The 25,558-nt window shown below is 69.5% G+C and carries 31 protein-coding genes; 1 reads left to right on the plus strand and 30 read right to left on the minus strand.

The annotated features are described in order from the left end of the window. Window positions 1-5 precede the first annotated feature (5 nt). The 23 genes from D9V36_RS28915 to D9V36_RS29030 all read right to left on the minus strand — a co-directional run bounded on the left by D9V36_RS28915 (window position 6) and on the right by D9V36_RS29030 (window position 21,201). Window positions 6-629 carry a hypothetical protein gene (locus tag D9V36_RS28915; RefSeq protein ID WP_129296332.1) on the minus strand — a complete coding sequence of 208 codons (624 nt, stop codon included), beginning with the start codon at window positions 627-629 and terminating at the stop codon, window positions 6-8. Window positions 630-641: 12 nt separating this feature from the next. Then, the gene (locus tag D9V36_RS28920; protein ID WP_129296333.1) at window positions 642-1,574 is read right to left on the minus strand and encodes a hypothetical protein; all 933 of its coding nucleotides are present in this window, start codon (window positions 1,572-1,574) and stop codon (window positions 642-644) included. Then, window positions 1,571-2,752: a phage tail protein gene (locus D9V36_RS28925; protein WP_241721087.1), complete on the minus strand. Its 1,182-nt coding sequence runs from the start codon at window positions 2,750-2,752 to the stop codon at window positions 1,571-1,573. Before D9V36_RS28925 ends, D9V36_RS28920 begins: the two co-directional genes overlap by 4 nt. Then, on the minus strand, window positions 2,719-3,612 hold the full coding sequence (locus D9V36_RS28930) for a hypothetical protein (protein ID WP_129296335.1): 894 nt from the start codon (window positions 3,610-3,612) through the stop codon (window positions 2,719-2,721). Before D9V36_RS28930 ends, D9V36_RS28925 begins: the two co-directional genes overlap by 34 nt. A gap of 4 nt (window positions 3,613-3,616) precedes the next feature. Then, window positions 3,617-7,906 carry a phage tail tape measure protein gene (locus D9V36_RS28935; RefSeq protein WP_129296336.1) on the minus strand — a complete coding sequence of 1,430 codons (4,290 nt, stop codon included), beginning with the start codon at window positions 7,904-7,906 and terminating at the stop codon, window positions 3,617-3,619. A gap of 6 nt (window positions 7,907-7,912) precedes the next feature. Beyond that, a complete protein-coding gene (locus tag D9V36_RS28940; RefSeq protein WP_129296337.1) occupies window positions 7,913-8,344 on the minus strand; it encodes a hypothetical protein in 432 nt (143 codons plus the stop codon). Window positions 8,345-8,382: 38 nt separating this feature from the next. Continuing rightward, a complete protein-coding gene (locus tag D9V36_RS28945) occupies window positions 8,383-8,706 on the minus strand; it encodes a hypothetical protein (protein WP_129296338.1) in 324 nt (107 codons plus the stop codon). Window positions 8,707-8,810: 104 nt separating this feature from the next. After that, window positions 8,811-9,470, minus strand: a complete 660-nt coding sequence (locus D9V36_RS28950; protein ID WP_129296339.1) for a phage tail protein — start codon at window positions 9,468-9,470, stop codon at window positions 8,811-8,813. Between the two features lie 72 nt (window positions 9,471-9,542). Further along, the gene (locus D9V36_RS28955; RefSeq protein WP_129296340.1) at window positions 9,543-9,947 is read right to left on the minus strand and encodes a hypothetical protein; all 405 of its coding nucleotides are present in this window, start codon (window positions 9,945-9,947) and stop codon (window positions 9,543-9,545) included. Then, entirely contained in the window at window positions 9,947-10,225 is a 279-nt protein-coding gene (locus D9V36_RS28960; RefSeq protein WP_129296341.1) for a hypothetical protein, read from the minus strand. Before D9V36_RS28960 ends, D9V36_RS28955 begins: the two co-directional genes overlap by 1 nt. 2 nt (window positions 10,226-10,227) lie before the next feature. After that, window positions 10,228-10,581, minus strand: a complete 354-nt coding sequence (locus tag D9V36_RS28965; RefSeq protein ID WP_129296342.1) for a hypothetical protein — start codon at window positions 10,579-10,581, stop codon at window positions 10,228-10,230. Continuing rightward, on the minus strand, window positions 10,578-10,985 hold the full coding sequence (locus tag D9V36_RS28970) for a hypothetical protein (RefSeq protein WP_129296343.1): 408 nt from the start codon (window positions 10,983-10,985) through the stop codon (window positions 10,578-10,580). The genes D9V36_RS28965 and D9V36_RS28970 overlap by 4 nt, the downstream gene beginning before the upstream one ends. 4 nt (window positions 10,986-10,989) lie before the next feature. Beyond that, on the minus strand, window positions 10,990-11,328 hold the full coding sequence (locus tag D9V36_RS28975) for a hypothetical protein (RefSeq protein WP_129296344.1): 339 nt from the start codon (window positions 11,326-11,328) through the stop codon (window positions 10,990-10,992). A gap of 14 nt (window positions 11,329-11,342) precedes the next feature. Beyond that, window positions 11,343-12,377, minus strand: a complete 1,035-nt coding sequence (locus tag D9V36_RS28980; RefSeq protein WP_129296345.1) for a major capsid protein — start codon at window positions 12,375-12,377, stop codon at window positions 11,343-11,345. Window positions 12,378-12,393: 16 nt separating this feature from the next. Further along, a complete protein-coding gene (locus tag D9V36_RS28985) occupies window positions 12,394-12,783 on the minus strand; it encodes a head decoration protein (protein ID WP_129296346.1) in 390 nt (129 codons plus the stop codon). A 16-nt stretch (window positions 12,784-12,799) separates the two neighbouring features. Continuing rightward, window positions 12,800-13,531 carry a hypothetical protein gene (locus D9V36_RS28990; protein WP_129296347.1) on the minus strand — a complete coding sequence of 244 codons (732 nt, stop codon included), beginning with the start codon at window positions 13,529-13,531 and terminating at the stop codon, window positions 12,800-12,802. A 52-nt stretch (window positions 13,532-13,583) separates the two neighbouring features. Beyond that, window positions 13,584-14,405, minus strand: a complete 822-nt coding sequence (locus D9V36_RS28995; RefSeq protein ID WP_129296348.1) for a hypothetical protein — start codon at window positions 14,403-14,405, stop codon at window positions 13,584-13,586. Then, window positions 14,402-15,817, minus strand: a complete 1,416-nt coding sequence (locus D9V36_RS29000) for a phage portal protein (RefSeq protein WP_129296349.1) — start codon at window positions 15,815-15,817, stop codon at window positions 14,402-14,404. The genes D9V36_RS28995 and D9V36_RS29000 overlap by 4 nt, the downstream gene beginning before the upstream one ends. Before the next feature lie 19 nt (window positions 15,818-15,836). After that, window positions 15,837-17,441 (minus strand): Terminase, encoded by a 1,605-nt coding sequence (locus tag D9V36_RS29005; protein ID WP_241721088.1) that lies wholly within the window; start codon window positions 17,439-17,441, stop codon window positions 15,837-15,839. 76 nt (window positions 17,442-17,517) lie between these two features. Further along, on the minus strand, window positions 17,518-18,024 hold the full coding sequence (locus tag D9V36_RS29010) for a hypothetical protein (RefSeq protein WP_164993046.1): 507 nt from the start codon (window positions 18,022-18,024) through the stop codon (window positions 17,518-17,520). Window positions 18,025-18,074: 50 nt separating this feature from the next. Then, a complete protein-coding gene (locus D9V36_RS29015; protein ID WP_129296352.1) occupies window positions 18,075-18,653 on the minus strand; it encodes a bifunctional DNA primase/polymerase in 579 nt (192 codons plus the stop codon). Between the two features lie 593 nt (window positions 18,654-19,246). Continuing rightward, window positions 19,247-19,501: a hypothetical protein gene (locus tag D9V36_RS29025; RefSeq protein WP_129296354.1), complete on the minus strand. Its 255-nt coding sequence runs from the start codon at window positions 19,499-19,501 to the stop codon at window positions 19,247-19,249. 467 nt (window positions 19,502-19,968) lie between these two features. Then, window positions 19,969-21,201, minus strand: a complete 1,233-nt coding sequence (locus D9V36_RS29030) for a DUF2637 domain-containing protein (protein WP_129296355.1) — start codon at window positions 21,199-21,201, stop codon at window positions 19,969-19,971. Between the two features lie 141 nt (window positions 21,202-21,342). Here D9V36_RS29030 and D9V36_RS29035 point away from each other — a divergent pair, with 141 nt between their 5' ends. Next, window positions 21,343-21,606, plus strand: a complete 264-nt coding sequence (locus tag D9V36_RS29035; protein WP_129296356.1) for a hypothetical protein — start codon at window positions 21,343-21,345, stop codon at window positions 21,604-21,606. Window positions 21,607-21,669: 63 nt separating this feature from the next. Here D9V36_RS29035 and D9V36_RS29040 read toward each other — a convergent pair whose 3' ends face one another. Genes D9V36_RS29040 through D9V36_RS41520 form a run of 7 tightly spaced genes read right to left on the minus strand, consistent with a single transcriptional unit; the run spans window position 21,670 to window position 25,555 of the window. After that, complete coding sequence (locus D9V36_RS29040) at window positions 21,670-22,521, minus strand: hypothetical protein (protein ID WP_129296357.1); 852 nt, start codon at window positions 22,519-22,521, stop codon at window positions 21,670-21,672. After that, window positions 22,518-22,955 carry a hypothetical protein gene (locus tag D9V36_RS29045; protein ID WP_241721089.1) on the minus strand — a complete coding sequence of 146 codons (438 nt, stop codon included), beginning with the start codon at window positions 22,953-22,955 and terminating at the stop codon, window positions 22,518-22,520. Before D9V36_RS29045 ends, D9V36_RS29040 begins: the two co-directional genes overlap by 4 nt. Further along, window positions 22,952-23,206: a hypothetical protein gene (locus D9V36_RS41125; RefSeq protein ID WP_164993047.1), complete on the minus strand. Its 255-nt coding sequence runs from the start codon at window positions 23,204-23,206 to the stop codon at window positions 22,952-22,954. Before D9V36_RS41125 ends, D9V36_RS29045 begins: the two co-directional genes overlap by 4 nt. After that, window positions 23,203-23,706 carry a hypothetical protein gene (locus D9V36_RS41515; protein ID WP_206739744.1) on the minus strand — a complete coding sequence of 168 codons (504 nt, stop codon included), beginning with the start codon at window positions 23,704-23,706 and terminating at the stop codon, window positions 23,203-23,205. Before D9V36_RS41515 ends, D9V36_RS41125 begins: the two co-directional genes overlap by 4 nt. A 21-nt stretch (window positions 23,707-23,727) precedes the next feature. Then, entirely contained in the window at window positions 23,728-23,979 is a 252-nt protein-coding gene (locus D9V36_RS29055; protein ID WP_129296358.1) for a hypothetical protein, read from the minus strand. Then, entirely contained in the window at window positions 23,976-24,593 is a 618-nt protein-coding gene (locus tag D9V36_RS29060) for a zinc finger domain-containing protein (protein WP_129296359.1), read from the minus strand. Before D9V36_RS29060 ends, D9V36_RS29055 begins: the two co-directional genes overlap by 4 nt. A gap of 2 nt (window positions 24,594-24,595) precedes the next feature. Further along, window positions 24,596-25,555 (minus strand): hypothetical protein, encoded by a 960-nt coding sequence (locus tag D9V36_RS41520; protein ID WP_206739745.1) that lies wholly within the window; start codon window positions 25,553-25,555, stop codon window positions 24,596-24,598. Between the last annotated feature and the right edge of the window lie 3 nt (window positions 25,556-25,558).

Genomic DNA, 25,558 nt, shown 5'->3' on the forward strand with positions numbered 1-25,558 from the left:
CCCTTTCAGTCGATCCAGTACGAGCCGCTGATGTTCACCCAGGGAGTGCCGGCGGCGGTCGGCCCGTCCTGCGACCACCAAAGGACGGTGCCGGGGTCGCCGAGCGACGAGGCGGTGCCCACGTCGAGGACTTCGAGCTTTCCCACGCCGATCACGACGTCGCCCTGCAATGAGCTTGTTGCGGCGTAGGCGCCGATCTGTTCCTGTGGAATGCAGTCGTCGGGGACCTTCGCGATCCCGACGCCGTTCTGCGGGATCACGGTCCCGTCGGTGCGGGCGATCCGGCCGCGCAACCACACGTGCGAGCCGATGCGGCGCACCTGGGGTGTGTAGGTGTCCCCGGTGTATCCGGTGACGAGCTCGATCGGGCGCCACGCGGGGTCGGGCTCGTAGACGGTTGCCCAGACGTTCGAGGTCGCCGACGTCTTGAGCCACAGCGACCCGTCTTCGGCGGTGACCGCGGTATGCAGTGGGGCGTCGGCGTACAGCGCGTCGCGCTCGGCTTGGTCGGCGACGTGCTGCAAGAGGTGCGGGTCGATATCGGCGCCCATCTCCATCAGCGCCCCGGGCCCGACCGGCGCATCACCCCCGCCGGGAATCCTGATCTTCGAATGGCCAACGGTTGCCACTTCGGCGCCTCCTTACGAGAACGTGATGGTGATCGAGCCGCCCGTGAACGAGGCGTAATCGCGGCTGCCCTTCGCGTAGATCGCAAGCCCCTTTCGCGTGCCGCTCGCGAGCTTTGAGCGCCAGTCAGCCGGCAGCGGTGCTGTGCCTTGCGCTCCGACGCTGAGCGAGAGCAGCTCTTCGGGGCCCTCGTCGAGGTCCAGAGATGAGGGCGGCGAGTTGTGGTCGTGCAAGTACAGGTGCATCGGGCGTTTGGCGTTGTCGCCCGATCCGCGGCGGCGGGTGAATGAGACCGTCATTTTCGCGACGGTCTTGCCCGAGCACGCGTCGGCGATCTTTGTGCCGTAGAACCACGCACCGCGCAGATTTCCGCCGCCGGTGTAGTCGCCCTGAAACGGGTAATCCCGGTAGTCGTCTCGCCTGCCGTTTCGCCATGACCCGGACGAGGTCGCCGTGACCGTGACGGGCTTCGGCGCCCGGCCGGCCGGGGCGTCCGGGGAAGTGTCCGACTGCGCCCCGAGCTGTCCGTACAGCTCGACTTTCCCCTCGGCACCCTTGCGCAGGTACAGCGCGTTGACCTGTTGCCACCCGTCGCCGGGCGGCGCCCCGGTGCCCCATGTCGCCGCCCGCACTACTTGCTCGTCGAGCGCGACCTCGGTCGCGAGTCGCCTGATCGTCGCCTCTTCGGTCGCGCCCGGGTCGTCGCCGAGCCGCCACAGCACGACCGGCCGGGCGCCTGGCCGGACCGCGACCCAGTCACCGGCCCTGCGATTGCGGTAGCTGTCGGCGCAAACGACGTCGGTCACCAGGGCGCCGCCCAACATCACGTTGACCGTGCCGGCGTCGGTGACGTCGACGACCTCGGCGGACACCGTGCCGCCGCCACTGTGGCTCGCCGACCGCGCGCGGGCGAGATTCTCGCCGAGCTGCCGCGCTGCGTCCGTCATGAGAGCCTCCGTGCGGTCGTCCTGGTCGTGCAGCTCATCGACGCCGAACCGAGCTCGTACGGGCACGAGTCGATGATGTGCCGCTGCCACTCGCCCGGCCGCACCTCGACCTCGACGACGTCCCCCGGTTCGAGCCCGGGGTGACACACCGCCGTGAACGAGAGACTCGACTGCACGCCGAGGGAGTCGGCGAGCTTCGCCCGGCCGACTGCATACGCCTGCGCCGTCGAGGTGATCAGCGGCGACGAGTAGCGCTCGACGCGCAGCCGTACGCCCGTGAGCCCGAGCCGCTGCGGGGCGAGCGGGTCGCCGATCGGGTCCGGGCCGGCGAAAGTGAGCGAGTTCGGGTCGTCGTCCCACACATAGACCGGGCCGACGGCCGGCGCCCCGTCGCCGCCGTCCCCGCTGATCGCCCACACGTTCACGAGCCCCTCGGCCGACTGCTCCTCGGCCGGCTCGACCACGGCGACGCCATAAGGGATACGCCACACGACGTCGTCGGCCAGCGTCGGCACCGGGGCGAGGGTGATCACCCCGCGGGCGTCGGCGAAGATCTCGCCGCCGAGCGCCGCGGCGATCCCGGTCTTCGTGCCCGAGCTGTCGGTGCCCGTGCTGAGCGCCTGCCATCGGTCCTCGTCGACAACGAACCGCGGCACGACCGTGCCCCGGTCGACGCCGCGGCGCCATGAGACCGGAGCGTTCGGCAGCGCCTCGCCGACGAGCACCGGCACGACGCCGGCCGCCGTGTCCGGGCCGATCGTGCGGGTCGTGGGAAACGAGGCACTGCGAATCGCGTCTTCGAGCCCGAGCAGCTCGACCGTTGCCCCGAGCCGCGTGCGACGGGCCCGGTCGACGACGTAGACCCCCGCCGGAATCCACTCGGTGTCCATGCGCGGGCCGGCGATCCCCTGCCACAGACGCACCTGCGTGGCGACCGTGTTGATCCCGTCGCGGCCGACCGGCACGCCGACAAGCTCGGCCGAACCGCTGTAGCGGCACTCGGCGGTGCGGTCGGGCGTGATCTTGGCGGCGCCGCACTTCACCTCGGCCCATGTGCGGCCGCCGTCGTTGGACCATGCCGCGCGCCGCGGCCGCCGAGCCGTCCGCAGCAGCGCCCCGTACGCCCCCGGCGAGACCGGCAACATCAGGTGACCCCGTTCGTCGACAGCGACGCCCACGAGCTGTAGCTCGAAGCGACCGCATTCCAGTCGGCGAAGAGCTCGGCGAGCGAGCCCCACGACCACGAAGGCAGGCGCATCGGCTGCCCCGCAGTCGCCGGCCGCTCGATCGGCTCGATCGTGAATGTGTACTGCATCGACGGGGCGTCGACCCCGAGCTTCCCGGTCGGCTTCTCCGTCCAGTCACCGACGACGAAATACCGGTCGACATACAGGTACGCGGGGCGCACCTGCGCGAGCAGCACGCCGTCGACGAGCAGCTTCCGGACCCGTTTGATCTTCGTCGCCCCGGTCACATCGACCGTGACCTGAATGGTCGGCGCCCCGCCCGTGTCGTACGCCGTCGCCCGGTACGGGCTGCCGGCGACGTCGACCGCGTCAACCCGACCGGCGCTCGACATTCCCGGCCAATCGACGATCATCACGCGCGCCGAAAGGGCAGGCGTATCAAGGGACTTGAGCCACAGATCATCGTCGTCGCCGGGCTCGGGCGCCGGCACCGTGACCGACAGGCTCGACGAGGGTCCGCTGCTCCCGTCCTTATAGATCGCGGTAGCGGTGTAGATCACGGCCACGCCGAGGGGCGACTCGTGATCGTAGGCAGTGCCGACGCCCTCGATCGCCCACGCGGCGTCGCCGCTGCGTACCGGTACAGGCGCGGCCGCGCCGGGGTCCTGGCGGACGATGCGCACCTGCCGGACGTCGACGGCGTCGGCGAGCGCCGTGCCGGCGGTGTAGTCCACCGACAGCACGACCCCCGCCCACGGCTCGTCGACGATGGCGGCGAGCCATCCGTCGGGCGAGGTGACCCGGTCCGGCGGCGTCACCTGCGGCGCACTCGGATCGACGATCATCGGCATCGGGTTACCTCCCCTTCACTCCGGCTCGGCTGCGCTTGCGGACGTCGCTCAACCCCGCATCGACCCGGTCATCGACGACAGCGACGAACTCGCGCTCGCCGACCTTGAGCACGACCGTGTCGCCTCGTTGCAGCCCGGCGGCCGCTGCACTGGACTGCCCCGAGGTGACCGGCACGGGGACGGCAGCCGCAGCCATGCGCCCCGCGGCCCGATCGACCTCGGGCAGGCTGCGGACCATGCCGCCGACGAGCCCGGCGCCGACTTGCCCGCCGACCTCGTCGGTCACCCTCGACGGCGACTTGATCTTGAGCTCACGCTTGATCGACTTGACCATGCCGGCGCCGAGTCGGTTCATCTGCCGTTGCAGCTCGTCCTCTTGAGCCTGTAGGCCCGTGAGGAACCCTCGGCCAGCCTGCGCCCCGGCGTCGTACATCGCGTCGGCCATGGTCCGGCCGTAGGACGTCGACAGCGCCGAGCCGCTCTTCGCGAGGGCGTTGAGCTGCTTGATCTGCGCGGCGTTCGCGCCGGCGACGAGCCCGGCGAGGTCGCTGTCGGGACCGGCCGCGACAAGCTGCGAGATTAGGCTTTGACTGACTCCCTTCTTCGAGGCCGATTTGATCTGTCCCTGAAACGTCTTGAGCGCGGACTGCCGCGACTGCATGCCGGTGATCAGGTTCCCGACCGACGTCGGGTCGCTGACGTTGGACAACCCGATGTAGTCCGAAGCGCTCTTCTTCTGATCGGTGTACGACTGCTTCGCCGCGTCGAGTCGGCTGCCGACGCTGTCCCGGCTCTTCGCGAGCGCCTGCAACTTCGTCGACGCCTTGTTGACCGTCGTCGACAGCGACCGGCCGGCGCCGCCTGCCGTCTTGAGATCGGCCGCGAGGTTCTTCGCCGCGGTCGAAATCGACGAGGCGCTGCCGGTGAGCGACTTCGTGAACGACTTGAGATCGCCCGGGACTTCCTTGCGTGCCTTCGTCCTGGCCGTGCCGCTCGCGAATCCGCGGGCGCCGAGCCCGGCCGCCATGTTCAGCGACGTCGGGCTGTCGTAGACCGTCTCGCCGCCCTTGAAGCGGACGAGTTCGGGCCCCCTTTCACCCACCCAAGCCAGCTCACCTGCTCGCGGCCGGCCACCCGCCGCGTATCCGCCCGGCCGGTTGTATGCCTTCGCGAGCGAGCCGTACCTCGACAACGCGTACCGCATGCTCGCGTAGACATTGGCGAGGGGATCGAAGATGCCGCGTCCGGCGAGTTTGCCCGCATAAGCGGCAAAGGTTGGGGGAATTACCTGCATCAACCCGCGTGATGCAACGCCGTTTTTCGCGTTGATATCCCAATTGTTGATGGCCTTTGCGTTGCCGCCGCTCTCCTGATTCATCCGGCGCAGCACGACCGGCAGCAGACTCGCCGGTTGCCCGACGAGCTTGAGTGCCTGCAAGACGACGCTCGACCAACGCTTGACGCCGGACCCGCCGACGTCCGCCGACGAGCCGCCGAACAGACCCTTCGCCGCGTCGACAATCTTGTCTTTGAGCCCGCCGAGCATCTTCGCCGGAACCTTCGCGAGCAACTTCGCCCAGGGCGACGAGCCGATCGCGCTGATCTTGTCGCGAATGAACCCGGTCGCTTTCTCCCACATCTTCGAGGGGTCCGAGAGGAAGTCGACGCCGTCCATCACGACGCCGCCGATCTTCTTCGCCGCCCCGCCGAGCCAGTCGACAGCCGAACCGATCACGCCGCCGTCGGCCATCAGCTGAGCGCCGGCGGCAGCGTGCAACGCGCGGGCCCGACCGCGGTACCGCGGGTCGGTCGGGATCACGAACTCGGGGTACTGCGGCCGGCCCTCACCGACGATCGCCGTCGGCTTATTCACCTTCATCGGCGCGGCCGGCCCCCACGGGCCGACCGTGCCGCCGGCCGCGAGCAGCTTGGGAGCCTTCGGCAGCGGGTCGAGCCCGACCACGCCGGCGACCTTGTCCCAAACCGCTTTAATTCCCCGCGTATACACCCATTCGATGATGAAATTCACGGGCTTTGCGGCGATCGACTGCACCTTGCCCCACGCCTTGCCGATCGCGTCCTTCGCGAGCTCGAAGGCTTCACCGAAGAGCCCGACCCCGCGTCGTCCCGCGTCGAGCGTCGGCTTGAGAGCCTTCGACCAGAGCCACGACGCAGCCCCGCCAATCCCGTCGAACGCAGGCTTGACCGCGTTTCGGTACAGCCACGACCCGGCCGCGCCCAGTCCATGGAACGCAGCCTGAGCGAGAGCGATATTCGGTTTGATGATCGAGGTAGAGACCCACGACACCGCCGAACCGACGCCGTTCATGGCCGGTTTGATGGCGTTCGCGTACAGCCACGATCCGGCCGCGCCGAACGCGTGAAACGTGCCGACAGCGGCACCGATCACCGGCTTCAAGATCGCGCCGTACAGCCACAGGCCGACCGCCGCGATTCCTCGAAACGCCGGAGCGATCGCCGCATTCCAAAGCCACAACCCGACCGCGCCGAACACCCGAAAACCGAGCACGAGCGGCGCGATCACAGCGACCGCGACGATCGTGAACAGCACCTTCGCCGCCGTGCCGATGAACCCGAAGACGGGCGACAGCACGCTCGACCACAGCCATGACGCCACCGAGCCGACTGCCTGTAGCCCCGTCCAGATGCCGGAGAGCGCCGGCCGCAGGAACGAGTTCCACGCGACCGACGCGGCTGTCTGGATGCCCGCCCACGCCCCTTGGACGATCGCCCGGAACGTCGCACTCTTGTTGTAGGCGACAACCAGGGCAGCGCCGAGCGCCAGAATCCCCGTGATGATCAGCCCGACCGGGTTCGCTGACATCACGGCGTTGAGCACGCCCTGCGCGATCGCGTACCCACGGGTGACCGCGGCCGCCCCGAGAATGACGCCCCGATAGACCGCGAACACTGCGGTCGTCGCCCCGGTCGCGAGCGCCGAAGCGCCCATCGTGAGCGCGATGCCGCCGACGGCGACACCGAGCGGTATGAGCCACGCCCCGTAGTCCTTGACCCACTGCACGCCGCCGGCGAACGCCGAGCCAACGCCCTTGACAGCGGGCACGAGTGTGCCGGCGAGCGCCCCGCCGACCGTCTGCGCGGGCGGCAGCACGTAGCGGTTCAAGAACCCGCCGAAGCGCTCGACGGCGGGGATCGCGTACCTATTCGCGAAGTTGGCGATCCCCTGCAACGCGGTCCGCTTGAACACCTCGATCTTCGAGGTCGCGGTGTCGTGCAGGCTGTTGCCCATCTTGTCGGCCGCCCCGCCGACCTCGCCGAGCCCGGCGGCCGCCTTCGAGGGGTCCATCGCGAGAAGCGCGCTACCAAGGTCTTCCGCCTGCGTACCGAAAAGGGCGGTCGCGGCTTGCGCCTGTTTCACGGGGTCTTTGATCCCGCGCAACCGGTCGAGGGTGAGATCGAGGACGCCGTTCGCGGCGCTGCCGCCCTTCGCGAACTTCGCTGCCATGTCGGACGCGTTGAGCCCGAGCGCCTTGAATCCGCCGGCGGTCGTCGTGCTGCCGTCCACTGCACGAATGCTGAACTCTTTGATCGCGTCGGCTGCGAGGTCACCATCGCGGGCACCCGCCCGAAGCGCCTGATTTATCAGCCCGATTGACGACGACCCGTCGAGCCCGGCCTTTTTGAACTGCACCCCGTATTCATTGATGGTGTCGAGCAGATCGCCCGCTTTATCGGCGCCGCTTTGGAATCCGCGGGTGATGAGGTCGAACGCTTCCTTACCGTTCGCTGCGAGCCCGGTCTTGATGAGCTGTCCCGCAGCCTTCGCCGAGTCGCCTACGTCGGCGTCGAACGTGTCAGCCAAATTGAGAGCTGCCTTGGACAACCCGGCGAGCTGCTTCTTAGGCGCATTGATCGAGGCGACACCGTTCGAGGCGAGCGCCTTCAAACTGTCGTTGACCTGATCGATCGACTCGCCGTACCCGCGGGCGTAAACCGACCCGGCGATCTTGCCCGCCCGAGCCGACTGCTTCTCGGACAGCCCGAGCTGCGCCCCCAACTTTGCGTTGCTCTTATCCTGTTCGACCGCTTCGGCGAATCCGGCGGCGAATAGCGCCCCGGCTCCGGCGGCGACACCGATAACGCCCTTTTTCAAGGCGCCACCGATGCCGCCGAGGAACCCCTGCCCCGTCTCCTGCCCGGCTGCTTGCCCGACGCGCTGCGGCTCGTTGCCGAATTGCTGACTCAGCAGCCGGCCGAAATCGCGCACCTCGGGAACGATCGACACGTAGCCGACGCCAATCTCGACCGGCACGCCGCATCACCCCTTCCCGGGGAGTACCTGAGAATTGATGTGCGCGTACGCAGCCCGTGCTCGCGCCCGCTGTTGCTCGGCTTTCGCCTCGGTCTCTTCGGGCAGCGGGTCGCCCGGCCGCCAACCCGGCTCGGGCCACGGTTGCGCCGGCTTCTTCGGGTCGCGATTGGCGTTGAGAAACGCCGTCAACAAGAGATTGAGCAGATCGCGAGTGTCGGCGGCCGCCCAATCGGATACCTGCCAGTGATGGCCGGCTGCCGCGCGTGCGGTAGCCGAGTCGGGCGGCAGTTGCTCGACCATGATCCGCAGCAGCCGCAGCGTGATCTCGCCCCGCCAGAATGCGGCGAGCGGCCCGCCGACCCCGTACTGCTCGCCGCCGTAGTAGTGCAGTAGGTCGGCCTCGACGGCTTCGGGATCGTCGCCGAGGACGTCGAGCACGCTGAACTCGTAGGCTTCGGGCCCGTCGCCCTCGTCGCCTACCGCCTCGTAGGGCGGTGCTTAGTGAGGGTGTCCTGCATCTCCGAACGTGCCGCGACGTAGACGAGCATGAGCCCGTTCGCGTTGCCGCCCGACTTGATGAACTCGCCCCACTGGTCGCCCAGCAGAATGCGCGCCCTCGCTTCGTCTCCTTCGGCCGCGTCGATCTCCTTCGCGAGATCGTCCGGGGTGAACAGCGGGTGCGGGAACGTCCAAATCTTCCCGTCGTCGGTCTCGACCTCGACGAGCTCGCCGCCGACCGCTTCGGCGTACGACGCCTTGACCGCCGACAGCTTGAACCGGGCCTTGTTGGGCTTCGACATGATCGTGCTCTCTTCCTCGGGTGAGTCTGCGGGTGAGCTCACGAGGGCGAGGGACGGAGGGGCTCACCCAGAACCGCCGTCCCCCGCCCGATCACGGGGCAGCGTCAGCCGCCGGACGGGGGAGCGAACGACCTCCAGCCGGGCCCATCGATCCAGTTGCGGCACGGGGTCTTGAGCACGGGATCGCGATACGCGGTGAACGTCACCGGTCGCTGCGTCTCGGTGCTGCGCGCCCACTGCTCGTCATCGCGCGAGGTGAGTCGGGCCCGCGGGAAGAACTTGATCACGTAGATCTCTTCGCCGCTGTCGTTGTAGTCGAGGCCGATGAAGAGCAGCCGGCGGTAGGGGTTCTTCGGCGTCGCGGGGCGGTCCCACTGCCACGCCGAGCCGATCGTCGGCAGTGCACCTGTGCCCGACAGCGGCAGCCCCTCGAAGAGCGCGACCGTCGCCTGATTGGTTTCCTGTGCCGCGTACTGCGCGCTGAGCACGTCCGACTCGACGTCGGAACGGGTCGGCTCGACCGCCTGCGACGAGGTGACGTCGGCCATCGACAGATCACCGGTGAACGTAACCCCGTCGTCGGTGGTGTAGCCGACCGGGACGTAGCCGGTAGGGATCGCCGTAAGGGTGCCGTCGGACGAGTTGAACGGGGTCGCGACGACAGCCGCCGAGTAGTCCGCGGCGTAAACAGCCTGCATGAGCTGCTTGCGGATGTAGTCGTTCCTGAGCCCGTCTTCGAGGACCGGCGGGGTCGGTGTGGACATGCGTCCCTCCAATGAAAACCCCCGGCCGCGACGCGGTCCGGGGGTGTGCTGTCAGGGCGGGTGAGCCCGTGTTCAGGTGGCGAGGCTCTTGCCCCGCAGCGAAATCTCGACGGCGAGCGCGTACCGCGGCGAAGAACTCGCCGGGTCCGGCAACAGGTTCGGTCCGCCGACCTCGTCGACGTCGTACGCGGTTGCCCCGCGCCATCCGGGGATTGCGCCGAGCAGCGCCCGCGCAAGCTGCATGAGGTCGTGCGCGGCTTCCTCGGTCGACCCCCAACAGTGGACGTCCAGCCGCGGCCGGTCGGTCACGACGTCCCGCTGCGCCCCGCCGATTCGCTCGACCCGGACGAACGACATCGGTCGCGGTGAGGGCACTCGCGTGCCTACGTGCACCGGCTGCCCGTGCTCGGCGAGCCCCGCTCGCAGGTAGTCGGCGACGACCGCCGCGGCGTCCGGGAAGACGATCGGCGGTGTCATCAGTCGGTGTCCCCCGCGGCGTCCAGACCGCGAAGCAGCGCCCGCCGCGACACCTCGGGATAGGGGGTCGAGTAGTCCCCGATGACGGCGCCGCGGGCCCGCTTGTCGCCAGCCTCGACGTCCGTCCGGAACTGCCCTTCCCAACCATCGGACTGCGCGGCCGCCGCCGCGGCGTCCTCGACCGCCCGGGTCTTCCGCTCGATCAGCGCGTGCGTCTCCGGCGTCTTGAGTAGACCTGCGATGTTGCGCCGGTTGGGCCGAAACCTTGAGCGTGCCATGGTCACCCCTCCGCTACCTTCAGCCTGATCTCGTAGTGATGCAGCTCGGCCGGCTCGTACGCCGGCCCAGGGGGCCCGATCACCTCGAAGTCGACCCCGAGCCAGTGCACGCGTGCCTCGCCGCGCACCGTGAGCGGCTGTCCGCTGGTGTCGCGCGAGTTGCACAGCATCAGCCATTCGCCGATCTGCGCGTTCCGTTGGTCGGTGTCCTCGGCCCCGGTGGTCTGCTGCAACCATGCGTTCACCGCGGCGTGCGTCGAGGTCGTCCAGTCGTCGACCGTGTTGCCGTACCGGTCCGTCGCCGTCCCCGGCTGCTCGATGTCGACGAGGTGCGGCAGCAGATCGTCGGGGATCACAGGAACCGCCCTTTGCACAGCGGGTCGTACTGCCAGCCGGGCAGCCCGTCGTCGCGCAGCCCGAGGGAGTACGCGGCGTCGGCATTCGGGTCGTCGAGCGTCTCGGGCTGTAGCAGTGCGATCTCGCCCTCGGTGAGGTAGAGCCCGCCGGCCTCGCCGAGCGTCTCGGCGTACTGCCCGATGCTCCTCTGCCGGTAGCCGCCCGGGTTCGCCATGACCCGGCGAGCGACGGCGACCGCGATCGCCGTCGCTGTCCCCGGGTCCGGCTCGTATCCCGTCGGAATGTGCCGCCGCATGAGTGCCGAAGCGTCGTCGAGGTACGCCTCGACCTGCGAGCGCTTCGGCTCGACAAGGGTCACGCCGGCACGCGCCTCGTAGTCCTCCACGGTCGCGAACGGCGCCATGCCCTTACTCCTCTCGCTCGACGACGCCGGCCGCCTCGCACGCCGCGATGACGTCCTCGCGGGCCGCGCCCTGGTCGACGTCGACGCCCTTGCGTTCCGCGAACGAGCGCCATACCTCGACGCCCGAACCCTTGCCGGACCGCGGCGGCGCCTCGACGGTGCCCGCGCCCGGGGGCGTGGGCACCTGGGCAACGTCGATCGCGTCGACGACGTCGACCCACGCCTTCGGGTTGGTGATCTGCTGGACCGCCCACGCCGGCACGTCGTCGCCGGGTTCGAGCACGACGGTCCGACCCTGAAGATCACGGACGTGCACGGTCGCGACGAGCTGCTGCTCGCTCATGCTGCTCACCCCTCTCAGGCGACGTCGGCGCAGAACGTCAGGTCGGGGTTCGCGAGCACGGGCAGCCCGATCGCCGCCGCCTTCGTCCAGAGCGCCGGCGGGTCCTTCTCCGCGTAGACACCCGAGACGATGCCCGGCTCTTCGCCGTCCTCGATCCCGTAATCGCCGTCGAGAGACTCGGCAGTCGTGCCCCACAACGTGGCGCCGAGGTCGGTCGACTCCGGGTCGTTGGCGTCGCCGGCGGCCGGCAGCAGCAGCACGCGGTCGTCGGGGATGATCCGGGTCGCGGTTCCGTTGACCCGCACCTGCGCCTCGTACGTCGAGATCGGCGGGAGCGAGTACGCCTGTAGAACCGAGTTGATCGAGGCGACACTGATCACCGAAGGCTGCGAGACGCCGCCCGCGTACACCAGGGCGCGCAGTTCGTCATTCCGCATCATCAGCGCGACGACTCGATCGCTCGTGACGATGGCGCCGGGCGCCTCGCCGTTGGTCGCGATGTAAGTCGCCTTCCACGCCATGAGATCGGCGAGGATCTCGGCGGCCGGGTTCGTCCACGCGGTTGCAGCGACGACTGTGTGCGACACCTTCCTGCCGAAGTCGACGGTCGCGACGATGCCGTTCTCGGCGAGTTCGAGCTTGCCCTTGTAGAGCACCTCGCCGCGGGCGAGTTCCATACGCGCGGACACCGCCCGTGTCATGCGCAGTGCGTCACGCATGAGCGCGTTGCGCACCTGTCCGCCGAGGCGACGCTGCCGCAGCCGGTCGTACTCGTTGAGCCGCAGCTTGCGGGAGATCGGCGGCAGTTCACCGGAGACGCGGGTGATCCCGGGCCGCGCAGCGATCTGCGACTCGGTGTCGTACGACCGGAACGACGCCGCCTCGATCAGCCCCTCGCCACCCCGGGTGAAGCGGTATTCAAGGTCATCAATCGGATTGTTCGGCAGCCACCGGGCGAGCGTGAACTGATTCGCTGCGCGGTCGGCCTCGCCGGCGCGCACGTAGCCGGTGAGCTCGGCGGGGGTGATGTAGTCGGTGTTGATCAGCACGGGTTACTCACCCCTCTCAGAAGTAGGTGATCCGGCCGGCGACGTCCGTCTTCCCGGCAGCGTCGACGGGGCGCGGCAGCTTGGCCTCGACGACGCCGCCGTGCCAGAAGAGAGCGCCCTGCGGGTCGATGGTGTTGACGGTCGGCGACTTCACCGCGGTGAAGAGGTGACCGACGAGGGTCTCGCGACCGTCGGCCGCGGTGTTGTCATACGGTCCGAACAGCCCGGTCGCGGTGATCCGCCCCAGGGGCAGACCGCTCGGGAAGTAGCCGTTCGGGTAGTGCGTGGCCGGCGTGAACGCCGAGGTGTCGAGGGTGATCGTCCTCGCGTTGCTCGTTCCGTGCGCGGACGCGAGCCACGACTGATCGTCTTGACCGAAGGTCTCGGTCGTGGTGGTGAGGTTCATCGGGAGACTCCCGGTGTCAGGTGTTGGTCTTCTTGCCGTGCTTCTCGGCCCACAGATCGCGGCCGGCTGCGACGCTGGTTCGGCGGCGGTCCTTCGAGCGGCCGCCGCGTGCGCCCTGATCGAACCCGCGCCGGTCGCGGCCGCCGCGGCGCGTGTCGCGCTCGTCGTCGCGGTCGTCGTCCTCGTCGTCGTCCGTGCCGGATGCCTTCGGGGCGAGGCGCTTCACGAGTTCGGCGAGACCGTCCTCGTCGACGTCGCCCTCGTCGGTGACGTACCGAGAGAGGTTCACGTCGTCGGCGACGTCGCCGGCGTTGGGGATCAGCCCCTTCGCCGCGGCGAGGAAAGCCTGCCGCGCGAGCTTCCCGCCGTTCTTCGCCCGCTCTTCGGCGAGCGCTTTGCCGACAGCTTCCTCGATCTTCCGCTCTTGCTCGGGCAGTCCCTCGCGCCGCAGTTGATCGCGTTCCTTCGCCGCGTTCGCGTTCTCACGGGCACGGGCCTCGTGCTTGCGTGACTGCGCCTTCCACTTCTCGGCCTCGCTCTTCCAGTCCTTACCGTCGTCGCCCTTGTCGGGCTTGTCGTCTCCGGCGTCGTCGTCCTGGTCGTCGTCGCTGCCGTCGTCGGTCTCGTCCCCGCCACTGTCGCCGCCGTCCTTGTAGAAGAACGGCGAGAACAGACCGGTCGGGTAGGGGTGAGTCCAGCCGGCGGCCGCCTCGATCCCGGGCAGCGTGGGCAGAGTGCGCGTACGCATGGTGGTGTCTCCCGTGTCGGGTGAGGGTGAGCAGTGATGCGCCGTGTCGGCGTCAGTCCGCGCCCGGAGCGTCCGGTTTCGGGACGTCCTTCGGGCCGGTGAACTCGTGCCGGCGGACGGCCAGCATGGGCCCGATCTCGCCGTGCTCGCGGGTGATGATCACGTTCCGGTAATCCGGCTTGCGGCCGCCGCGATCCGACTCGCCGAGGTCACGCGCGATCGCGTCGTGCGCCTCTTGCAGCAGCCCCTCGTCGATGATCTGCCCCGGGTCACGGTCGCCCGGTAGGGGTTCCGGCTTGCAGTGGCAGCCCGGATGAATCGGCATGAGTTTCTCGACGCGGTACCGCTGCGAGCTCGCGATCACACACAACGCGCAATTCTTTGGGCCGGACAGCCGACGCCGGTAGAACCGCGCGCCGCCGCGACGCATCGTCTGCTGCGCCGCATGGGTGCGGGCGAGCTGCATATCGGTCTCGGTGATTGAGCGCAGCCGGACACCGCCGGCGGCGACCGCGTCGACCATGTCCCTACCTTCGCCGAGCGCCGACCACACCGACGCGAACGGCCGGGCGTAGACGACCTCGGGTGCGACGCCGCGCAACGCATCGTCGAGCACGACGCCCGCGGGCGCGGCCGCACCGCCGAACATGTCGGCAACCATGCTGGCGAGGTAGGCATCGGTGAGCGATCCGATCTGCTGCTGCGCGCCGAGCACGGCCGGCAGCACGTGCTCGACGAACAGCGTCGCGTCGGCGTCGCGGTAGCTGCCGAGCGACTCGAAAGCGTCGGTGACGAAGCTGAGCAGCCGCTCGCGCAATCGGTCGGTGAGCGTGTCGTACTGCTGAGAGAGCGCCGCCTGCCTCGCCTCGCTCACGCTGTCCCACCGGTCCCCGTGCCGGCCGCCGGCTGCTGCTGCGGCGCAGCGGTCGGTAGCAGTGAGGCGCCGAGCAGTGCGTCGGCCGCGGCGCCCGCGGTGATACGCCGCACGCGCTGCGGCGACTCGCCCATATCCTCGGCGAGCACGCCGAGCGGGTAGCCGATCCCCTTCTTCTTTACCGCGGCGTCGGCGAGCACGGCCGGGTTGAGCTGCCGCGGGTCCTGCCAACGCACCTCGGCCTCGGTGAAGTCGCGCTCGACGCCGGCCTGCCGCGCACACAGGGTGAAGACGTCCTCGATCGCCTCGCCGAAAAACGCCATGTGTTCGCCGACCTTCGCGAGGTGCAGCACGTCGAGTGCCTGCACCGTGTCGGCGCTGATGTTCACGAGGTCGGTCGCGAAGTAGTACGCGGGGGTGTTGCTGATCAGCAACAGGTTTCGGATATCGGCCTCGTGCTCTTTCAGAAATCCGCTCAAGTCGGTCGCGTCGAGCTGCCCGAACCGCGTCGCCTCGCCTTCGCTCGCCCACACCGCCGAGGGCGAGGGGACGAAGGGCTGCTCGACGACTTCGAGCCCGGTGAGCGGGTCGACGCGCTTCCGGAACTTGTGGCCGGTGACGTACTTCTGCCGGAAGGCTGAGTACCGGGCCGCGGTCATCCGGTTGAGTACACCCAGGTTGAGCCGGTCCTGAATGTCGATCACGCCGGCGAACTCGGGCTCGGGGTCCTCGCCGAGCTCGGGCCGGCACGGGAAGTCGACCATCGGCAGACCGCCGAGGTCGTGCTCTTGCTCGTCGCCGTCTTGCTCCCATGCCTGCCGGCCCCATGGCAGCCGGCCGGGCCCGCGCTCCTTCGTCTTGTACCGCACGAGCACGTCGGGCAGGTACAGCGTTGCCCGGCCGACCCGCTCGACGTCGTCGTACCAAGCCTTGAGCCCGGCTCGACGCTCGCCGGTCGCCGGGTCGTGCTCGACGATGCACTCGCGCGGCGTCTCGGCGGTGATGAGCGGCGACGGCCGGGCGTTGTCCTCGACCCGGGTCGGGTGCGGCCCGACGATCATGTAGCCGACCGACTGCGTAAGGGCAGTTCGGTACACCTGCTTCTGCCGGCTGTCGAGCCGGTTGAGCTGCCACCACCGGGCGGCGTCGTCGTCCGGGTTCCCCTCGCCGTCGGTGACCCCCAACGCCCGCAACCTGTGCACGGGAGCGTTCGCCACCGTGCCCATGAAGTTGGTACGGCTCTTGCGCTGGAACGCCCGGAACGCCTCGCCGACGTTCCGCGGCAGCTCGGGCAACGGGTGTCGCCCTCGGTAGTAGTCCCACCACGTGTCGAGCTCGGACGTACGATCACGCATCTGTCGCCCGAGACGAAGCAGCCACCAGTCGGGAGAGTCGACCTCGTCACTCAGCATGTCGCCCCCTCTCGGGCTCTCAGAACGTGAACCCGCCCATCGGGGCAGCCTCTTCGGCGAGCCCCTTCGCGACCGCTTGCGACCGCGCCTCGAAGGCGAGGATGCTCGCGACCGCGGCATCGATCTTGCGCGGCGAGTCGGGGTTCTCCTTCATGATCTGGATGCCCGTACGCCCGTCTCGGCGACGGGCGTTGAGGAAGTGCCGGGTCAAGGCGTACGACCCGTCGTAGCTGACCTCGCGTTCGAGAATCGCGTCGAGTAGGCGCTGCGTTGCCCGCACGATGTGAATCGCGCGGCCGCCGGTCATCCACCACTCGACGGGGTGATCGCGGGTCGCCTTGACCGCGAGCTGCGTGCCGTACCGGGCTTCCCAACCGGTCACGTGCTCCTGCCACTTCGCCGGGTCAGCGAACATGCCGACGACCCGGTACCGATCGAAGGCGCTCTCGACCGCGGCGAGTACTTCGGCCTTCGGCACCTCCCAGTTCTCACCCGCGGCGCCGGCCGGCTGCTCCCACACGCCGAGCTCGAAGAGGTGCCCGTCGGCGACGCGGCAGCCGATCAGGGCGGTCGCGTCGGTCACCTTCCGCGAGCGCTTGCGCGAGCCGTCGAAACCGAGCGTGATCATGTCGCCGTCGGCGATGACCTTGTCGAGGTCGCTCACGGCGATCAGCTCGGGTTCGGCGAGCCATGCGTCGGCGGCCGCTTCGGCGAGGTTGAAGAAGTACCGCCGGCTGTCGCTCGGCGAGTTCCGCGGGTCGAAGATCTCATCGACGATGCGATCGAGATCCATCACGGCGGCGAAGTCGCCGTACGACTCGCCGAGCGCCGAGCGCACCGCAGCCTCGTCGGTGAGGTCGATGCCCTCGGGCGCCTGCCGGTGATCAAAGAGCAGCCGCTCGCGCCGGGTCTTGCCTTCCCGGATGAGCTTCGCGAGCGTGTGTGTCTCCTCGGCGACGGACCCCTCGCCCGGGGCGTACATCGTCGACGTCTCCAGCGACCACGGCGACGCCTCTTTGCGCTTCGCCATGTTGCGCCGGACCGTCGCGTACATGCGGCGCAACTCGGGCAGCACGTACAGGTGCGTCTCGTCGAATACGACGAACGTTTCCTTCCCGCCGTCCTTCGCGGCGTTGGACGCGGTCGACGGAACGATCTCGCCGCCGTCCGGAAGGATGACTCGGGTCACGCCCGCGGCGTCGCTCGGCAGATCCTCGCCGAGCGGCCCGTCGGTGAGGTTGTACAGAACATTGTCGTAGGTGTTGCCGGCCTGCCCTTCCTCGGTGGCAAGGCACCGGATGAACGGGTACGTGACGAGCCGACCCATTGGTTCGCCCGGCTCATAGCGGTACTCGAAGTCGCGCCACCGGAACCGTTCGCCGCCCTCGGCCCACCCGGCGAACCGACACGGCCCGAACGCCTCGAAGAGTACGAAGCGCCCGGCCGTACCCGACTTGTCGCGCCCCTTCGCCCGAGAGAAGAACGTCGAGTCGTACAGCCGACGACCGGACCCGTCGAGGGCGTAGGCGTCGACCGTGAGCGCCGCGAGCTCATCGTCGAGGGGAACGCCGTCGGGGGAGTCGGGATCGAGGGGGCGCCCCTGGATGTCCCCGGGCCCGTGCACGCAGAAATGCTCTTTCCACGCGAGGGCGAGCCAACCTAGCGAGCGGGTGCGGTCATGGTCCCGGGCGCGAACGAGCTCACGGGGCATCGGCGATCAGCCGACGCCGGCGGTCGGCGAGCCGGGTCACCGGCCGCGCGTCGGCGGCCGCGGCGAGCGGCTGCTCGTCGTCCTGGTCGGCATCCTCGACCGGCACGTACCGGATGCGAAGATCGCGCCGGGCGTCGAGGGTCGTGCCGATCACGCGCTCGCGCTGCCGCAGCTCGCCGGCGAGCCGGACGTCGCCGGCGAACACGGCGTCGGCGACCATGGCGGTCGTGATCGCGAACTGCCAGTCGCCGTCATCCCAGAGAACACAGTGCGGCATACCAGTGATGCGCTCCCACCACACGCGGGTGAGCTGCTGCAACGGCTGCATTTCAGAGCAGCGCCCGAGCTCGCGATCGGTCCACTCAACCCGCCGCGACTCGGGCAGCTCGGGCCGCGGTCCCTCGTACCGCTCGTCGGCGACGGTCGTCCACTCGTGCACCGCAGCGACCCTGTTGCGCTTCGGCCCATCCTTCGGCTTGCGTCCGGCCACAGCCATCGGTCTACCTCCCGTGTCGGGTACGCCGCAGCGCCCCGTGTCGGGAGCCGCTACAACAGTTCGTGAATGACCTCGGACAGATCACCGAGCCGGCGAGGCGTGTTGCCCCAGGTGTCGCCCGTGACCGCGATGTACCGGCCGGTCCCGTACAGCTCGACCGTGCCGGTCCCGACGCTGATGCGCCGGCCGTGCGGCAGCTCGCCAAGTCCCCAGACATGCAGCCCGTCACCGGACACCGATCGCTCGACCCATGTCGGGCCGGCGGCGTCGACGATGCGCTGCGCCCAGGGGGCGAGCCGGTCGCCGTACAGACAGTGGTCGAGGTCGAGGCATACGACGCCGTCGCCGTCGAGGACGAACCCGAGCCCGGCGCCGGCGGTCGATGCCGCGGCGTCGCGGTAGCGCGACCACGTCTCGGGGTCCGTGCTGCTCGCCGTGTTCCCGCCTACAGTGATCGGCAGCTTCCGCGAGGTGCGGCGTACCCAACGGGGCCGGCTCGTGAGTTCGTCGGGCAGGGTGCGGCGGGCGCGGTGCGCCGCAACCCGGCATCGGCCCGAGCAGTACAGCGCGTTGTGCGCATGTCGGGCGCCGAGGTGTCCCTCGCAGTGCTCGCAGCGGCGCGTGTTCATACCCCCATCCTACCGCAGATGTAACGGCAAAAGGGGCTCTGACCTGCGGTTATCCATTCTGCAGAATGGGGTCGAGGGGGTGAGAGGCGCTCTGCGATGCCCAGTCGCCGCGCCATCGAATCACCCTCCCCGACCCCTGCCCGTCCGCCCACGGGCAGCACAGGGGGTGCCATGCCCCGGAATCCCGGGGTTTCATACGCCCGGAGAGCCGCAGCACCTCCCGGGCCCCCGAAGGGGCGAGGGGAGGGAGTCACCCCCCAGGGTGATCACTCACATCCTGGCCGGCCTTCCTGATCAGATGAGCCCCGGGTGTCGCTCGGCCGGTCGCTGCGTACGCTCCGCCCATCGAGCCGCGTTCCCTTGGCGTGACGTCTTGCGGGCGTGGCACTCGGCGCAGAGCGCTTGCAGCATCTCGGGTCGGTGATCGTGCTTGTCCCCGATGTGGTCGACCTGGTTCGCCGGTCGCATGCAGCGTCGGCCGTTCTCGAACCATTGGCATCGGTAGCGATCACGTGTGAGGACGAACGGCCGTATCTCGCTGTACCAGTTGGGCGGCAGCTCGGCCCGTCGGTTGCTGCCTGCCCATCGGCCGCTCATGTGTCGTCGTCCTCGTCTTCGTGGTCGAGTTCGTTGTCCTGGTCGGCTTGCTCGATCGTCGAGTCGAGGGCGACGCGGTCGAGGTCAAGCTGCCTGCCGAACCCGAACGCACTCGGGCTCGGGCTTGGTTGGGGTGCGAGGTCGACGAGGAGTCGGCGCGCGGTGCGCTCGATCTGCCGCAGCAGTCCCGGGTCGTCGCCTTCGGCTCTGATCTCTACCTCGCGTTGCCCGTCGGTGAGCCGTACGCGCATGGGTGACAGCCCCTCTCGGCGGGGTCCGGTTGTGGGGTGGGGCGCGGTGATGGCGGCGCCGGGCGGGGCCGCGTGGGGGAAATGCGAACGCCCCCCGCTGTGTGCGAGGGGCGTTGGCGTAGCTTCTGCGTCCGGGCATAGCGGACTTGCCGACAAGGGTGCGACACGTGATCGTCGGGCGTCAAGTCACGGGCGGGGGCAGAGAGAGCGTGTCGTGCGCTCGCGCGATACCGCCTGCACGTAGCGCTCTCTCAGCAACCCCCACGTACGGGAGTGGAGTGGAGTGGAGCACACGCGCGTGAGTCCCGAGGGAGTCCCCCGGGGACAGAACGGCATGACCTGTGCACTTGCCCGGAGATCACAGACTTTTCGGGGGTGAATCGTCACGGAATCCGTGACGATTCACCGCGGGAAGCGCCCCGATTCCTTGGGCGTTCGTGACCGCCACGACGAGCCCCTTCCGGCCGTTAGAGATAGGGGCCGATCTGCTCGCGCTTCGGTCGCGGCTGCTGCTCGGCCTTCGGCTTGTTGGCGTCGCGAGAGTTGACCGTGCGCACGTATCCATCGGTCGTCTCGAACCCGTGCCGGGTCATCTGCTGGGCCACTTGTACGGCGTTGAGGCTCGGCAGCGCATTACGGATGCGCCGCACTGCATCGGCCTTTGACAGTCCGGCCCCGGCGAGTGCTTCGTCGACGATGCGCTCGGTCCGATGGGTGTCGTCGACCTCGGGCTGCCGCGGCGCATCTGTCGGCCGACCTGCGGGGCCGGGTGCACCCTCGGCAGTCGGCTCGGGCAGTATGGCCGGAACGGGCGCCGTGGTGATGGCTTCGGGCTGCTGCACGGTGATCACGAGGTGCTGCGTAGGGGGCGCCTCGTAGTGATGCGGTCCCGCATCAGCCCGTGTCACCGTGATGCCGCTCGGCCGCGGCACGCGGTCGAGGACGATCGCGACGTCGACCTCGGTCACTTCCTGTCCGTACTGCCGCAGCACGTCGGCGAGTTGCACGAGGGTGAGCTCGGGCCGGGCCTCGTGCATGATCTTGATTGCCTTGCTCGGAGCCATGCCGGTGAACTCGGATGCGAGCAGCTCGCCCGACTCGCGTACCCCGGTGGCGGCCGGCTCGTCCTCGTCGCCGGCGCCGGTCACGTGCGCGACGGCGCGGCGCTTCGTCGCCTCCCACGCTTGTTCGCCGGCGAGCAGCCACCCGAGCCACCCGAACACGGGCCAACGCATCGGGTGCTCGCCGCGCGCGATCCGGTGTCGTGCGCGGGTCGCGGCCCACGACTGGTCGAAGAGCAACAGCAGCCCCGCTGTTGGGGCGGCAAACATGAGCGTCGCCCCGAAGCCGCCGCCGATGTACTCGGCGTGCAGGCGGTTCAAGTACATCGAGATCACCGCTTGCAGTAGCGTCACGAGCCGGGGCCCGAGCGCGCTGCGTCCCTCGCGGACCGCCTCGCTCGCGAGGTGCAGACAGGCGAGCGCGATGCCGTCGAAGCACGCGGCGACGAGCGCGGCGAGGAACCCCGGAACGCCGTACATGTCGTGAGCGACGACGTACAGGGACCATGCCACGATGCCCGCGGCGGCCGGCGAAATGATCCCGAGTGCGATGCGCCACCCGATCCGATTGCGAAAGCGGCTGGTGCGACTCGGTCCTTCGGGGGGTGAGGTCGGATGCGCCCGGCTACGATTCTTCACGGATCGGCCCTCTCGGCTTAGCGGCTATGGGCGGGTCCGCCCCGGCCATATGGCGTCCTCAGCGCCGGCCGGGGCTTTTCCGTATGTAGGCGCAAAGCTAGAACCTGACTTGCCATATGGCAAGTCAGGTGGGGAGAATTCATGCCCATGACCGATGGAGGGGAGGCACCCGACATGGTGTCGTTCCGTGAATGCGCCCGGCGCGTTGTCGACGAGGGAATCGCCCCATCGATGACTCATCAACGCGTGTCGCAGCTAGCGGCACAGCCGGGGTTTCCTCCGGTCGTCCCGGTCGGCCGTTCGAAAGCGGTCGACTGGAACCTCGCTCGTCCCTTCTTCAAGGCTCTCGCCGAGCGAGCAGCGGCTCGGGACAGCCGACGCCGCATCGAGCCCGACGAGCAGTAGCGCACGACCGAACGGACCCCGCCGAAGGCAGATCGGCGGGGTCCCCGTTGCTGCGTGGCGGGCCTATGCGACATCGCGGTTCTTCGCCGCGGCGCGCTGCCGACGCCGGTCCGCGGCCCGCTTCCGGCGACGCGCGCCAGCGTCGAGCGCCGCTTCGAGGGTGGCGAGCTCGTGCGGCTCCGCCCATGTGCGGCGTCCGTCGAGCAGCTGCACCGGGGCGCCGCACTCGATCCCGTTCTCGCACGTCACGGTCGGCGCATCGGTGCCGCCACGGTGCATCGTGAGTGTGGCGCCGCACCACGGGCACGGCCGGTCTTCCATGGGGAAGCCGCGGCGCTGCTCGATGCCGATCGTCCGCTCGATGCGCCGTGCTGCCTCGCGGGCGATACGGCTGATGCGGTCGCGGTGCGCCCCGTTGATGGGCAGGCACGGGCCGGGCTTGTCGGTGAGCCGTGCGAGCAGCCATGCGGCCGCCCGCGGCGCGCTGCGTCCGCCGACGTTGTAGTGCCAGCGCTGCGGGTCTGCCTCGTCACGAGCGGCGAGCAGTGCGAGGTCGCGACCGACCGGGTCGGTCGGGTTCGGCCGGCGCGGCGGGGCGACCTTTGCGCGCTGCACATCGGCGGCGATCTCGTCGGCGACCGAGCACAGCGCGACCTCGACCGATCGGCAGGCGTCGACGACGTGCAGTCGCAGCGGGGCGGGCTGCTCAGCGAGCACCAGGTGCTCGCGCTCGACCGCGGGTGCGGCGACCTCGGCGGCGTCGTGCTCATCGAGGGCGCGAAGGTAGTCGCTGCGCATGGCGGGCGGCCATGGGGCGGGCGTGGTGGTGTCGATCAGGTCTCGCATGTGCTGCCAGTGGTCGAGGACGATCCGAAGGTCTTCCGCGGCGGTACGGGCGGTGTCCTGCATGGTCATCGCGTCCCCCCGCTCTTCGCCGGCTGTGGGGTGCTGTGCGGCATGAACCGGGCAACCTGCCGGATCGCGTTCGCTTCGGCCTGATCCCAGGTGCGGCGTGCGTCCTCCAGCGCGCGGCGGCGCTGGTTCATGAGGTGGTGGTGCGCCTCGACCGCCTCGGGCAGCGACGTCGGCGCATCCTGTCCGAGCTGCCTCTCGATCCGGCCGACCGCTGCGGCGTCAAGAATCGCGTCGAGCTCGATGAAGCGGGCCGCATCGTGGTGCGGCTGCCGGTGCCGCCATGCCCGCACCCCGTCGAGGGCGGCGAGCAGTACCTCGTCGGACACGAGCGAGGGATACAGCGGGGCGAGGATGCACCGGCCAGTGCAGGTGTGCGTCTCGGCGCACTCGGGCCCGCACTTCCTCTCGTCAAGGGCGGTGAATATGTCGGTCATTGGGTCCTCGCAGTGGTACGGGCGGGCGGGGTGAAGGTGTCGATCGGCGGAAGGTCTTCGAGGCGCCGGTGCGGGTCGATCACGGGCGGCCGCCGATTGGCCGGCCGGCCGTAGCCGGCGAGCAGCATGAGCTCGGGCTCGCCGTCGTCCTGGTCGTCGAAGAGCTCGGCGAGCTCGTCGTCGGTCATCTCGTCGAGAGCGTCGAGGGTGTCCTCGTCGAGGTCGCCGGGGTCGAAGTCGAAGGCGCTCACGAGGCGCCGCCCGGGTTGCGGGAGAGCCACGACAGCACGGCGTCGAGTACGACCTCGACGCGTTCCTCGTGCCGGGATGCGATGCACCGGCAGGCGCCCGGCCGATGGCACTGCGGGCACCGGACCGGCTTACCGAGGGCAATGTCGATTACGCGGCGCAGCGCGATCGGCGCCTCGGCGGTCGGGAGCGAGTCGGCCGGGTCCTCGTCGACGAACTCGACCTCGGTCGCGCCGCCGTGACCGTGGACGTGGTCGACGGATATGCGGCCGCGATCCCAAAAGACGATTGAGGGGTGCTCGCCGCGCCACCTGACCGAAGCGGTCCCGTCCGGCCACAGCGCCCCATCGGCGACGATCCCGGTACCGCTCACCCCGGACACGTCGATATGACGGCGCAGGACGAACAACCGGGGCGGGGCGACCGCTTCATCGGGGCGGACGATGCGGGCCCCTACGAACTGCGGGCCGGCTGCGATCTGCTGTGGATTCTCGGCGGTCATTGAGTGATCCCTTTCTCAGCGCTACGCGGACCGCAGGGCGGGCGTAGAGGTGCTCGTGCGGCTTGTGGTGTGCGTCAGCCCCGACGAGGCGCCCAGACGGGCGCACAGCGGCTCGGCGGTGATGTGCCACCCCTGCGCCATGAGTGCGCGGACCGCGCGCCGTGCCTGCGCTTCGGGGGTGGCGTCGGGGAACTCGGCGACGACTTCCTCGATCGACCCGGCGATCACCGCGGCGCACGCGTCGGCGATCTGCCGCTGCTCGGCGTCGCTCATGCGCTCGCCCCCTGCTGCTGCGCGACGAAGTGATCGCGCTGCCGGTCCGGGTGCGTGTTGCCCATGACCCGTTCTCGCCCCAGCGTCTTGCAGGGGCGGTCGGCGTCCGCCCCGCATGTCGGGCAGCGCACGCTGAGCTCGGGCGGTCCGGCCGGCTTGTCGCGCTTCGGGAACATGGCTGCCTTCGCCGCGCGATAGCGGGGGTTCGCCGGGGCCGGCTCGTCGAGCGTCCGGCCGACGCGGGCGAGTTCTGCCCTGACCCGGGCGGGCGGCTCGACACCGGTGACGACCGCTGATCGGTCGGCGCGCAGTGCGAGCACGTACCCGTCGACGTCGTCCGGGTCGGCATCCGGCGCCCGGCGTTCGGCGTGCCGCGCCATCCGGTCACGGGCGACCGTGCGCCACCGTGCCGCGATGTCCTTCGGCATGACCGCCCATGCGCTCTCGGCGTAGTGGCGGCCGACCGCCTCGCCGGCGAACGGATACGGCACGTCGATCAGTGCCGCGGCCCAGAGGCGCACCTGCGCGATCTGCTCGGTCTCGTCGGTCTTGACGACCCGGTCATCGATGAGGCTGATTTCGGCGAGCAGCCTGATCACTTCCTGCGTGTCCATCGTCAGACCTCCCCGGTCTGTTGCATGAGCCGCGCGAGCCCCTCGCGCTGCTGCTGTCCCTTGGTCTGCTGTTCACGCCCTCGCCCGTGGGCGTGGGCACCAGGGTCAAAAGGAACGACGACGCCCGATTCGGTGCGCTCGTTCTCGGCCCACTGCTGCCACCTGCCACCCCACGCGGCCGCGCGGCGCCGGTCGTCGAGCTGCCGGCGGACGAACTTCCGCGTGACGGCGACGAGCTGCTGCTGCGTGAGCTGCTCGCGGCCGGCGTCGGACCGGGCGAGCTGCGCCGCGGCGACGTCTTCCTCGCTCGGTGCCCAATCGGTGGGGATCAGAGAGTGAGCCGGCTCGGGGGCGCGCCCGCTACTACCCGCACCGTTCTCTCTCTCAGCAACCCCCCGCTTAGGGAGTGGAGTGGATTGGAGTGGATCACGCGCGCGTGAAGTCCCGGGGGAGTCCCCGGGGGACATACCCCGTTGACCTGCGTATTCGTCAGAATCGGGGGGAGAAAAAGAATCCGAATCGTCGTCGATTCCCTCGCGATCCGTCTGGGGATCGTCGTCGAAGAGCGACGGATTCCTCGGCGGCCGACCGGGGGCGTCGCCGGCCCCGCCCGACGCCCGTTGCTTGCGCTTCTTGTCCGCGGCCTTCGCACGACGCCGCTCCACCTCGGCGCGGGTCGGGTTCCCGTTCCGGGCGTAGTCGTGCATGCAGTAGTCACCGGCCGGTGGCTGCGGGCAGCTCGGGCAGTCGTGCCCGGTCGCATGCCACAACCCGACGGCCGTGAGCTTCTTGATCTGCGGCGCCGTGCCGTACATGGCAGCGACGAGTCCGGGCACGATGCCATCGGTCAAGTGCTGCGCCACGTAAGAGCCGCACCGCATCCACAGCCCGACCGCAGCGTTACCCGCCTTGATCATTTTTGGGTGGCTGTGGGCGCTGTCGTCGACGTTGAACCATGGCATCGG

This window comes from Streptomyces lydicus (assembly GCF_004125265.1).
Classification (GTDB): Bacteria; Actinomycetota; Actinomycetes; order Streptomycetales; family Streptomycetaceae; genus Streptomyces; species Streptomyces lydicus_C.